Genomic DNA, 12,303 nt, shown 5'->3' with positions numbered 1-12,303 from the left:
CCTCCAATCCACGACCTGTCTTCTGTAGTGAAGCATGTGAAAAGGCGGAGCTCGTTCGCTCGGTTGGTGAATGCCCCGAGTGCAGGCAAACCTGGACGGGTAGAGCTGCTGACGGGACCGACCATTACCGCAACAATGCCTGGGCCACTGCAACTGGGCGGAGGCGTTATTGAAGCTGCCGCGATGGGCGGCGCGAGATGCGTTTCCGCCGCTTTCACCACGCGTGGCGATCGCTAATGCTGAAGCGGTGGTTAAGGACCTTCTCAAAGAAGCTGGTTCGTTTGATCCCAAGTTTTCTAAATGCTCCCTGCGGAAGTTAGATGAAGAGGCATGGTATTACGAGATTCAATTATGTTGACCGATTCGAGTTCTATCGCTGGTCGGACTAGTTAATTCCAGGAGCTCAAATGCCAGCCATAGGCTTTGGCCATTACAACCTGCGCGCATCGCGAGCGTTGCTCGATGAGTTGCGCGACTTTTATTGCGATGTGGTCGGGCTGACGATCGGCCACCGGCCACCGTTTCGCAGCTTTGGCTATTGGCTGTACGCTGGCGAACACGCTGTGTTGCACTTGTCCGAGGCCGGGCCGGATGAAATCCGGCCAGCGCTGCCAACAGGCACGTTTGACCATGCGGCCTTTCGTTGCACTGATCGCGCGGCGTACGAAAGCAAGCTTGCTGCGCGCGGCATCAAGTACCGGTTTGCCGTTGTTCCGGCAACGCAGCAGCTTCAGATTTTCCTTACCGATCCGGCGGGGAATGGCATTGAACTTAACTTCGAAAACGAAGATGCCTGAGGCTCCATGACGCAAACTTACTATGACCCGGATGCGGAGCCGAATCCGCGTGAATGGCTTGCTTTACCGGGCCGGGATCGGTTTCGTGTCGTTCAAAATTACCATATTGCGAAGAGACTGAAGCTGCGCAATTCGAAGATTCATGCGTATCTCCATGTCGCGGTTGAGGACCAGCTGGCGTCGGGGTACGGTCCGAGCAAACGCGCGGTAAAACGACTGATGGCGGAAGGGCAGTCGCGGCACGACGCAGTGCATGCCATTGGTATGGTCATTTCGAAATTCATGTATCACAGTGCTGAATGGCGCGCAGATGATCAGCATGCCGCATCCCAAGCTCGAATGGGCGAAGCAATCGAATCCCTGCGTGGCAATACCGGGTCCTTAGGTGAAGACGATGCCTGAGATGCAGGGATTTCGGATTAAAGAGCGCCTGCAAGACCAGCTGGGACCGCATGTGATGTCGTATTTTCCGAATCATCCAATCGAACATGAGGCCCTTTGGATTGGTGCGGTATTTGAGAACCTGCGCCTGGCTGTTGCGCGAGGTGACCCGGACGCACTCGACATGGCCATCGAATTGATCGACCAGGATCCGATGTGGCTGCCCTTCGGTAAGCTAATCAAAAGCGACCTTGCGCGCGCCCTGAGAAAGAACGCAGGCCAGGTCTTGCCAGTTGATCGCGCCAGAATCATTGCAACGTTTGTTCGTTTGCTTAAGGAGGCCTATACGCCAAGGGAGCTCGAAGACTATGCCAAACTAATAAAGAAGTTTCCAAAGGCCGAGTATTCCGGCCTGGTCGCTTCGGTTAAGCCGCTGTGCGACAAGGCGCGTACTATGCAGGAGTATCTGATTTCGTAGCTCAGTTGGCGGTGCAGAACGCTGTAGAGGCGGTACTCACGCTGCGGGACATTCCATTCCAGTTGGATCATGGATGCGCAGCTCTGCCTAGAAAAATACCTGCTGGGCGATACGATGAGCGTTCTTGATCGCTATCGATCGGCCGCCGACCTACATGCGTTGGAGATTCTAAGGAGGTTTCATGAAGCGGACATGGACAATCATCGGCGTAGCCGACGTCGCCCATAGCTTCAACTGGTATCAAACCCTGTTCGGGCAGCCGAAGACCGCACCGGCCCATGAATTCTTCGGGCAGGTACTGGACGGAGACGGAACGGTCCTGCTCTGTCTTCACCAATGGGGCTCGCATGATCATCCCACGCTGGCAAGTCCCGGCGATTCGCAGCCCGGTAATGGGTTGTTGCTGTTCTTCCGCGTCGATGACTTTGACGATGCATTGGCCAGGGCGCGCGCCCTTGTGGCGAAGCTTGAGGAAGAGCCAAGCGTTAATCCCAGCACCGGAACGAGGGAGTTTGCACTTCGCGACCTGGATGGCTATTACGTGATGGTGAGCGCATGTGACTGAAGACCAGGCTGACGGCGAGGCTCGGGATTGAGCATCCGGTCCTGCTGGCGCCAATGGGTGCATGTCCGGCTGGAGGCTGCGGGCAGCATGGGCGTCGGTTGCGGCTTCGCGCCGCCGGCTGCGGAGATCATCAACTGGATGGTCGCAGAGGCTTGCGCTTATTGGAAAGGGGCCAATGGAGCAGGCGCTGATCAATCCGAATCGATATCTTCTTGTTGCCGTTTCAGTTGGCGCATATGCATCAAGTCTGCTAATGCCCGCATTGCTCTGCCGATCCAATAGCATGATGGGATTCCAGGTTCTGTTCATGGGCTGGCTCGGCATCATAGGTTTGCAGCCCGCGTGGTTTGCAAACATTCTTTACTTCCTCATGATTTATCGCGTAGCGCGCGGGACAAACAACCGCAACCTGTTGATGCCAGGCGCAGCTTCGTTCCTGGCAAGCGCTGGCCTGGCCGGCGGACCGGGTTGCGGCCCCGATATCGGAAACCTGTCCCTCGGATTGAGTGCCGGCGGCTATCTATGGATTGCCGCAATTCTTGTGGTATCGGCCTACTATGCGGCCAACCGCCCGGCGCCCGCATGGTAAAGTTGAGGGATGTGCCAACTTCTCGCAATGAACTGCAATGTCCCGACCGACATTGTGTTCAGTTTCACCGGCTTCGCCCTGCGCGGCGGGCAGACCGATACCCACCATGACGGCTGGGGCATTGCCTTTTTCGAAGGCGCCGGCGTGCGCCATTTTGTCGACCACCAGGCCGCGATCCATTCCCCGATTGCGGAGCTGATCAAGAACTATCCGATCAAGTCGAAGAACGTGATCGCGCATATCCGCAAGGCCACGCAGGGCGAGGTCATGCTGGAGAACTGTCACCCCTTCGTGCGCGAGCTGTGGGGCCGTTACTGGGTGTTCGCCCACAACGGCGACCTGAAGGAATTTGCGCCCGTGCTGCACGGGCCTTTCCGCCCGGTCGGCACCACCGACAGCGAGCAGGCTTTCTGCCTGATCATGCAGGAGTTGAGCGAGCGCTTTGGCGACACCTGCCCGCCGTTGCCGATGCTGCGCGCGCAGATCGAGAAGACCGTGCGCAGCATTGCCGCCCATGGGACTTTCAACATGATGCTCTCCGACGGCCGCGCGATGTTCGCGCATTGCTCGACCCATTTGCATTACATCGTGCGCAAATATCCGTTCGATACGGCCAATCTGTCCGATGAAGATGTGAGCGTGGACTTCTCGCAGGTCACCACGCCGAATGACCGCGTAGCAGTGATCGTGACCCAGCCATTAACTACCAATGAGCAATGGACCGCCTTTGCACCAGGCGAGATGAAATGCTTTGTGGATGGCCTGCCGCAAAAGCGGGACTTCGAGAAAATTTAACAGACACCGGCAAGAATTGATGCCAAAATGTCAGGACACGTCAGGAATTTCCCTATGATCGACCTTTCCAGCAACGATGCGGCCTCCCAGAGCCTGAAAGTTCGCGAATTTTATCTGGGCCGGCAGCCGATCTTGGACCGGAACCAGGCCTTGTTCGGATATGAGTTGCTTTTTCGCAACGCTCCGGTTGGCCCGGCCAATATCAACACTTCCGCCCTGTCCGCTACTGCAGCGGTAGTGGCGCATGCGGCGCAACTGGGCATGGAACGTACTATCGGCGACGCCATCGGCTTCGTCAACGTCGATGCGGACGCGATCCTGAGCGATATCTTCGGCTTCCTGCCGCGCGAAAAGCTGGTACTGGAAGTTAGCGCTGCCAGCACGCTGGCGCCGGCCGTGCTGTCGCGCATGTCGGAACTGGTCAGCCACGGTTTCCGCTTTTCGCTGGACGACATCAATCCCGATTCGCCGCAACTGCCTGCGCTGATTCCGATGGTGGAATACATCAAGCTGTCGATGCGCGACATGCCGCTCGATGGCCTGGTCAAGCTGGCGCCGCGCTTCAAGCAGGACGGCAAGAAGCTGGTGGCCTGCAAGGTTGAGAACCGCGACGAATTCAAGAATTGCCTGGACCTGGGCTGCGATTACTTCCAGGGCTATTACTTCGCCAAGCCGGTCATCATGAGCGGCAAGAAGCTGTCACCGTCGCAAATGGCGGTGATGGAACTGATGACCCTGGTGAGCTCGGATGCTGATAACACTGAGATCGAACGTGCCATCAAGAAGGATGTGTCGCTGGCGCTGAACCTGCTGCGCCTGGTAAATACGCCGGCTGTTGGCGCGCGCCAGCGCATCGACTCCCTGAGCCAGGCGGTGCATATCCTGGGCCGCCGACAGTTGCAGCGCTGGCTGCAGATCATGCTGTACGCGGAACCGGGCAAACGCGGCCATTCGATGACGCCTTTGCTGATGCTGGCCACCACGCGCGGCCGCCTGCTGGAACTATTGGCCACCAAGCTGCGCCCGGCGCACCGGCATGTAGCCGATATCGCATTCACGGTCGGCATCATGTCGCTGATGGATACGCTGTTCGGCATTCCGATGCAGGAAATCCTGGCCCAGATCCCGATGGGCGACGAAGTCGGCGAAGCGCTGATGTTCCGCGGCGGTTTCTTCGGCGACTTGCTCAAGCTGGCCGAGTGCATCGAGCGCCTGGAGGACATGGACACCCGCATCCTGCCGGCCCTGGCAGACCTCGCGATTTCGACCGAGGAACTGGTGGAGCTGGAAATGTCGGCATTCGAATGGAGTGACAACGTGGTGCGATACGCCCTGTAGAGGCGTGCGCACCGATAGCGGCGCCGCAGTAGCGGCGCCGTTTTTTTTCTGGAGGACGAAGAGTGTTAAGTGTCACGGGGTTGAGCAAGTCTTTTGGGGAGCGGCGCGCGGTCGATGGCGTTTCGTTCCAGGTGCAGCCTGGGCAGACCGTGGGCCTGCTGGGGCCTAACGGCGCGGGCAAGTCGACGACAGTCAGCATGATCTGTGGACTGATCAAGGCGGACGCGGGCAGCGTCACGCTGGATGGCGAGCCGGTAGTGCAGGGCGCCAGTGCGGCCAAGCAGAAACTGGGTTTGGTGCCGCAAGACCTGGCCCTGTATGAAGAGCTGCCGGCGATTGAAAACCTCAAGTTGTTCGGCGCGCTGTACGGCCTGAAGGGCGCGGCGCTTGCCAGACGTGCGGAGGAAGTGCTGGCGCTGGTGGGCCTGTCCGACCGCGCCAAAGACAAGCCATCCACCTTCTCGGGCGGCATGAAGCGTCGCCTGAATATCGGCGCGGCGCTGCTGCATGATCCGCAACTGCTGATCCTCGACGAGCCGACGGTGGGCGTCGACCCGCAAAGCCGCAACGCCATCTTCGATACGCTGGAAGCGTTGAAGGCGCAGGGACGTTCGCTGATCTACACCAGCCATTACATGGAAGAAGTCGAGCGCCTGGCTGACCATATCGTGATCATCGACCACGGCAAGGTGCTGGCGGATGCGGCGCCGTCGGAGTTGTATCGACGTCTGCCGGCGCAAGCTGCGCTACAGGTGGAGCTGGCGGGCGCCGATATCCTGCCGGCCGAATTGCTGGTCGCTTCGCTGGCCGGCTTGCCGGGTGTTGCAGGCGTGCGCCGCGATGGTGTCGTGCTGGACATCAGCCTGCACGGAGCGGCCCACGCCGCGCCCGTGCTGCGCTGGCTGGACGAGCAGGGCCACGCGCTGGCCCATTTCTCGACCGCCCGCACCAAGCTGGAAGATATCTTCCTTTCCCTGACCGGCCGCACCCTGCGCGACTAAGGAATTCCGATGACAGCAATTATTGCAATGATCCGCAAGGACCTGATCCTGTATTTGAGCGACAAACGTGCGCTGATGCTTAACCTGCTGATGCCGATCGTGCTGGCAGCTTTCTTTGGCTCGCTGTTCGGCGGCTCGGGTAGCGGCAATAACAGCAAGATTGAAATCGGCCTGGTGCAGCAGGACAGCAGCGTGATCGGCCGCAAGATCGGCGATTCGCTGAAGGCCGATGCCAACCTGTCGGTCAAGGAGATGAGCCAGCAGGAAGCACAGGATAAAGTCCGCGCGGGCAAGCTGATGGTGGCAGTAGTCATTCCGGCCGGCTTTGGCGATGCGGCTGGCAAATCCCTGTTCCAGCCTGACAGCAAGCCGGAGCTGCCGGTGTATTACGACCCTTCGCAATCGACCGTGCTGGCGATGGTGAAGGGCTTGCTGACGCAGCACGTCATGCAGGGTGTGACGGGAGAAGTGATGGGCGGTGGCGCCTCGGGTGCCAAGTTCACCGACGACAGCTTGAAAAAGCTGGAAAGTTCTCCTGCCGGCGAGGACAAGGATGCGCTGGTTGGCCTGCTGGGGAGCCTGAAGAAATTCCAGGAGCACGAAGCGGCCAAGCCGGCGAAAGAGTCGGGCAGCGGCGTCGGCATGAGCGTGCCGTTTAACACCAAAGATGAAGCACTCAGTTCGGGGCCGAAGTACAACGGCTACGCACACGCGTTTGCGGGCATGGGTGTGCAGTTCATCCTGTTCATGGGGATTGATGTGGGCATCGGCATCCTGCTGGCGCGCCGCATGGGGATCTGGAATCGCTTGCTGGCGGCACCGATCACGATGTCGCAGGTGTTGGTGTCACGCGCGTTGTCGGGCGCCATGATTGCTGCGGGCTTGATGGTAGCGATCTTCTTCGCCGCGATGCTGATGTTCAAGGTGGAAATTACCAATCTGGCCGGTTTCGCGCTGGTGGTGGTGGCATTTGCGTTGATGACCGCGTCGTTCGGCCTGCTGATTGCGGCGTTTGGCAAAACGCCTGAGGCGGCGCGCGGACTGGCGACATTTGCGACCTTGATCCTGGTGATGCTGGGCGGGGCTTGGGTACCGACGTTCGTGTTTCCGGCCTGGATGCAGCAGTTGACCGTGGTGGTGCCGACGCGCTGGGCGGTCGATGGGCTGGATGCCATGACCTGGCGCGGCTTGGGGATGGATGTCGCGCTGCAGACGGCTGGGGTGCAGCTGGCGTTTGCAGCGTTGTTCGGGATGCTGGCGATCTGGCGCCTCCGCGCTCAAACTCGGTAAAGCGGATCTGCCAGAAGCAGCAGCTTAATGATTGGAACGTGCCTGGCCAATGAGTTGGATACTGGGGGCGTTTTAGGTTGGAAGCTTTGGCTGACCTGGCACGGTCAATGGATTTACTTTCGCTCCGGGTGGTTTCGGTCAGAAGCTGTCCATTGACCTTTAGGAATTCGAGGAACATCTAATGCAGCACGAGCTGGAGAAAAGTAAGCGGCAAATCTGAAGAAAATCCTCGCTGCGACGGGGATTTTTTTTACTCATCGAATATTCAAGTTATGCAGTTCTCCTGGTGCGATATGTTCAGGACCGTCCATCATCTCAGGGTATGTCAACCTGAGCCGTCGTATATTTTTGATGTACCGCAAAGCGCCTGGATGGCGGTGATGGTTGCGTAATGTGGCGACGGCCTGCATAGTCGTTCGACTCGGGTAGACTTCGATCCCCGCAACCTCTGAACGCGGGTTTGGCGCCGCGAGTGCAAAAATGCAGTAATGACCGCCACAGCATATGTGATAATCCGAGAGAATTATTCACTAATGTACATGATATTCTTCCGGGAATTTATTTCCTTAAGACAATAATCATGATTGCGAAGTGGATAATTGCATCGCTCGCTAGCCTATTGCTAAGTGCGAATGCCTATGCTGACTATGTTCCCGTCACTCCCGACGGTAACACAGTCATGTGGGTCGGAGATTACGGGACGAGTGAGGCACTCTTTGCCGCGTGTAACAGCCTTGCGTCGGAACTTGGTCAGGACCCGGTGCGCATCTGTGGTTCCACGCCACCCCCGCTTCATACCCACTATGGCTCTGGTTATTATCACAGATTCACGACCCCGGCGAGTCCTATGGATGTCTATTTCGCGGCGGCCGCCTGCGGCACCGATGGACGGTACATCTATGCGCCGGAAAAGTACGCATGTGAGTATATTGCGCCGGTTGGCGAGCCTGTGCCGTCCGCTCCCAAAGGGAACGGTCCGACGTGTCCAATGTGCGGGAACCCGATCGCGCCGGGTACCGGTAATAAGGTGCAGATCGAAGCAGACTTTGTTCCTGCAAACCCCGGGTTCAAGCTCGAACTGATCCGTACATACAACGGTGGGCAATTCTCCGGTGACGTGCACGCCAAAGGTGTGTTCGGCAGCCACTGGACTTCTGCACTCGACCGCAAAGTCTGGCTGCGTAACAGCACAAAGCCGATGGCGTGTTACACCCGGTCCGAAGGCATCACTTTCTGCACCTTCCCGCATCCCGACGGAAGTGGACAGTCGGCCGTGGTGACCCGCCCCGATGGAAAGCTCCATATTTTCAACCGATCTGGCAGCCAATGGATTAGTGACGACGATGTCAACGAGCGTCTGAGCGCCCAGTACGCCGCGGACGGTGTTACGCCAACCAGCTGGAATTACACGACAGCGAGCCAGGATGTCGAGAAGTACGACGCCAATGGCCGCTTGCTGTCCATCGCGTCTGCCACCGGCGCTTGGCAGCGCTACACCTATAGCACCGGCGCCAGCAATGACACGTCGGTGTCGCGTTCACCCGAAGATGCACCTGCCTGCTCAAACGTGCAAGCCGGGCCGGAAATTGCTGCAGGACTGCCCGTCTGCGTCACCGACAACTGGGGACGCCAGATGCAATTCGAATACGACGAAAAACAACGTGTCGCCAAGGCCATCGACGCTGCTGGCCAGGCATATTTGTACGAATATGACGGTGTCACGGGCGACTGTCCTACCAATAACAAAAACCCCGAAATGTGCCGGGCAGGGAATTTGACAGCGGTCACATACCCGGGGAGCCAGAAGAGAAAATATCACTATAACGAGTGGAACCTGATCAACGGCGGAACCCCCTGCAACAATGCAGTCAGCTTCGGCCCGAACTCCCGCCACCTGCCCAACGCCCTGACGGGCATCACGGATGAAAATGGTGCGCGCTACGCGACCTGGAACTGGAATTGCTACAACCAGGCGACATCGTCCGAGCACGCGGGCGGTGTAGAAAAGGTGAGCCTCTCATACACCGGGCATGCCCCGGACGGCACCAGTACCACTACGGTGACCTCCTATGTTGGCACCGCCGCGGTGCCGCAAACAGTCACCCGCAACTACCACTACAGGATCGCGCTTGGCGTAGCTTTGAGCGACGCCATCGACCAGCCATGCGAAGGCTGCGACGGCCTGCGCGAGCGTACCTTCGACGCCAACAACAATGCGACGAGCACCAAGGACTGGCAAGGGAACAAGAAGGTCTTCAGCTACGACCTGACCCGCAACATGGAAACCAGCCGCGTTGAAGGCTACGGCACCCCGCTGGCCCGCACCATCAGCACCGAGTGGCACCCGACCATGCGCCTACGCACGAAAGTCGCAGAGCCGCTGCGCATCACCAGTTACACCTACGACGCCAACGGCAACCTGTTGTCGGAATCGGTGCAGGCCACGACAGATGCCAGCGGCGCCAGCGGCTTCTCTGCCACGCCAAGCGGCACGAGCAAAACCTGGAACTTCACGTATAACGATGCAGGCCAACTCCTCACCAAGAAAGGGCCAGGCGTCGACATCACGCTCGCCTACGACAACCAGGGCAACCTGGAAACGGTAACCAACGCAGCCGGCCACGTCACCCGCTACGGCAATTACGACGTGAACGGACGGGTTGGCCAGATCACCGATCCAAACGGCATGGTGACCAGCTTCGCCTACGGCCCGCGTGGCTGGCTCGACTCGGTATCGAGTGGCAGCGAGATCACCAGCTACACCCATGACGCGGTGGGTAACCTGAAAACCGTTACCACGCCGGACGGTACCACCACGACCTACAGTTACGACGATGCACACCGTCTGACCGCTATCGCCGACAGCCTGGGCAACAAAATCACCTACACTCTCGACCTTTCCGGCAACCGGGTTGGCGAAGACAGCAAAGACGCGGGCGGCCAGCTGACCCGCAGGATCAGCCGCGTGTTCGATACGTTCAGCCGCCTGAAACAAGTTACCGGAGCAGTGCAATGATCCGCGCCACCATTTTCGCCATCGGCGCTGCACTGTGCTGCGCCGCCAGCGCACAAGTCCAGAACATGATGACCAGCTACGACTACAACACCGCCGGCTTGCTCACCAAGGTCACCGATCCGCTGAACCGCATCACGACGAATGACTACGATGTGTTTGGCCGCCGCACCGTGACGACCGATCCTCGCTCGGGCGTCACCGCATACGGTTACGACGGGCTTGACCGCCTGGTCAAGGTGACGGACGCCCGTAATTTGGCCACGACCTACACCATTGATGGCCTGGGCAACCTGGTCCAGACCAGCAGCCCCGATACCGGCAACACCGTCAACACCTACGACGACGCCGGCAACATCAAGACGCGCACCGACGCCAAGAACCAGACCACAACCTACCAGTACGATGTGCTGAACCGCGTCACCTCCGCCGCCTTCAGCGATGGCACCAGCGTCACCTACATCTACGACCAGGGTGCAAACGCAATCGGCCGCCTGAGCCAGGTGACCGATGCCAGCGGCAGCATCCAATACGGTTACGACGAGCATGGAAGGGTAGTCAGCGAAGTGCGCACCACTGGCGGCCAAGCCTACACCACCACCTACCGCTACGACCAGTACGGCCGCCCCGCCGGCCTCACTTACCCGAGCGGCCGCAGCGTCGACTACGTGCGCGACGACATGGGCCGCATCAAGGAAATCCGCAGCACCAAGGACGGCGTGGCACAGCTGTTGGCCAGCCAGGTAACCTACCAGCCTTTTGGCCCGCTGCAATCGCTGGTGTTCGGCAACGGCCAGACCTACTCGCGCAGCTATGACATCAATGGCCGCATGACGGGCTACACCCTCAATGGCCAGGTGCAAACCGTCGCCTATGATGCAGCGAGCCGCATCACCGGCGTGACCGATGGCGGCAACGCCGCCAACAACCGCAGCTACGGCTACGATGAACTCGACCGCCTCACCAGCGAGCAACGCGCCCAGCGCAGTCTTGGTTACAGCTACGACGCCGTTGGCAACCGCACGCAATACGTGAACGGCGCCGCATCCACCGCCTACACCTACGGCAGCACCAGCAACCGCCTGGCGCAGCTCACCGGCAGCCAGAACGCCAGCATCGCCACCGACGCCAACGGCAGCATCACCGGCAACGGCAGCGCCACCTTCAACTACGACGCGCGTGGGCGCATGGTGTCGGCCAACACCGCCATCGGCCTGGTGAGCTACAAGATCAACGCCCTCGGCCAGCGCGTGCAAAAGACCACGCCGACATCGGCCACCGTCTACCACTACGAAGGCAGCGGCAAGCTGATCGCCGAGAGCACCGATGGCGCGCTGACCGAATACGTCTACCTGGACGACATGCCGGTCGCGGTACTGAAATAAGACATGGAGAATCACGTGTTCAAGAAACTCTTCACCGCAGCATGGACGGCGCTGCTGCTGGCCTGCTGCCAACTGGCAGCTGCTGCCCCCACGGTCAACGTCACGGCCACCCCAAGCAATCCAACAGTGCCAGCGACCGTCACACTCGCCGTCACCGCGACGTCGGACGGTAACCCCGTGATGGCCACGCAAGTGGAATACTTCAACGGCAGCACATCGCTCGGCGCGAGCGTGCAGGCGCCCTTCACGCTGACGCTGGATAACTTGGCAGCGGGTACATATCAGATCATCGCCAAGGTCGCCACGACCGATCCCGCGAACCCAATTCTGCAATCGGCGCCGCTGGCCGTCACCGTTGCTACCCCGCCAGGCACGGCGACCGCATATTTCATCCACACCGACCAGCTCAACACCCCGCGTGCGATCACCAATGGCGGTGGTAACCTGGTGTGGCAATGGGACAGCGATCCATTCGGCAAGGATGCGGCCAATGAACAACCGGCGGGGCAGCCCGTTTTCACGTTCAATCAGCGCTTCCCTGGGCAGCAGTTTGACCGCGAGAGCAATCTGCACTACAACTACTACAGGGATTATGATCCGCAGACCGGGCGGTATGTGCAATCCGATCCGATTGGGCTCGAAGGTGGGATTAATACGTACGCGTATGTAGG

At 59.4% G+C, this 12,303-nt stretch carries 13 protein-coding genes; all 13 read left to right on the top strand.

Features of this window, described 5'->3' with window-relative positions:
* The first annotated feature begins 169 nt into the window (after positions 1-169).
* Positions 170-358, top strand: coding sequence for a hypothetical protein (locus ASE26_RS30655; protein ID WP_156409951.1), 189 nt, complete (start codon positions 170-172; stop codon positions 356-358).
* Positions 359-407: 49 nt separating this feature from the next.
* Entirely contained in the window at positions 408-797 is a 390-nt protein-coding gene (locus ASE26_RS15910) for a VOC family protein (RefSeq protein WP_055928518.1), read from the top strand.
* A gap of 6 nt (positions 798-803) precedes the next feature.
* The gene (locus ASE26_RS15905) at positions 804-1,199 is read left to right on the top strand and encodes a hypothetical protein (protein ID WP_055928515.1); all 396 of its coding nucleotides are present in this window, start codon (positions 804-806) and stop codon (positions 1,197-1,199) included.
* Positions 1,192-1,656: a hypothetical protein gene (locus ASE26_RS15900; protein ID WP_055928512.1), complete on the top strand. Its 465-nt coding sequence runs from the start codon at positions 1,192-1,194 to the stop codon at positions 1,654-1,656. The genes ASE26_RS15905 and ASE26_RS15900 overlap by 8 nt, the downstream gene beginning before the upstream one ends.
* Positions 1,657-1,837: 181 nt before the next feature.
* A complete protein-coding gene (locus ASE26_RS15895; protein ID WP_055928509.1) occupies positions 1,838-2,221 on the top strand; it encodes a VOC family protein in 384 nt (127 codons plus the stop codon).
* 175 nt (positions 2,222-2,396) lie between these two features.
* Entirely contained in the window at positions 2,397-2,810 is a 414-nt protein-coding gene (locus tag ASE26_RS15890; protein WP_055928506.1) for a hypothetical protein, read from the top strand.
* A 9-nt stretch (positions 2,811-2,819) separates the two neighbouring features.
* The gene (locus ASE26_RS15885; RefSeq protein ID WP_055928502.1) at positions 2,820-3,605 is read left to right on the top strand and encodes a class II glutamine amidotransferase; all 786 of its coding nucleotides are present in this window, start codon (positions 2,820-2,822) and stop codon (positions 3,603-3,605) included.
* 54 nt (positions 3,606-3,659) lie between these two features.
* Positions 3,660-4,943 carry an EAL and HDOD domain-containing protein gene (locus tag ASE26_RS15880; RefSeq protein WP_055928500.1) on the top strand — a complete coding sequence of 428 codons (1,284 nt, stop codon included), beginning with the start codon at positions 3,660-3,662 and terminating at the stop codon, positions 4,941-4,943.
* A gap of 80 nt (positions 4,944-5,023) precedes the next feature.
* Entirely contained in the window at positions 5,024-5,944 is a 921-nt protein-coding gene (locus ASE26_RS15875) for an ABC transporter ATP-binding protein (RefSeq protein WP_229207107.1), read from the top strand.
* Between the two features lie 9 nt (positions 5,945-5,953).
* Positions 5,954-7,234, top strand: a complete 1,281-nt coding sequence (locus ASE26_RS15870) for an ABC transporter permease (protein ID WP_055928494.1) — start codon at positions 5,954-5,956, stop codon at positions 7,232-7,234.
* 580 nt (positions 7,235-7,814) lie between these two features.
* On the top strand, positions 7,815-10,250 hold the full coding sequence (locus ASE26_RS15865) for an RHS repeat domain-containing protein (protein ID WP_082507230.1): 2,436 nt from the start codon (positions 7,815-7,817) through the stop codon (positions 10,248-10,250).
* Positions 10,247-11,632, top strand: a complete 1,386-nt coding sequence (locus tag ASE26_RS15860; RefSeq protein WP_055928488.1) for an RHS repeat protein — start codon at positions 10,247-10,249, stop codon at positions 11,630-11,632. Before ASE26_RS15865 ends, ASE26_RS15860 begins: the two co-directional genes overlap by 4 nt.
* 15 nt (positions 11,633-11,647) lie before the next feature.
* The coding region (locus tag ASE26_RS15855) for an RHS repeat-associated core domain-containing protein (RefSeq protein ID WP_304438640.1) at positions 11,648-12,303 on the top strand (656 nt) is incomplete at its 3' end.

The organism is Duganella sp. Root198D2 (genome assembly GCF_001428585.1).
In the GTDB taxonomy this organism is placed as follows: Bacteria; Pseudomonadota; Gammaproteobacteria; order Burkholderiales; family Burkholderiaceae_D; genus Rugamonas.
The sequence above is the reverse complement of the archived record's forward strand: the minus strand, read 5'-3'. Positions and strand labels throughout refer to the sequence as shown.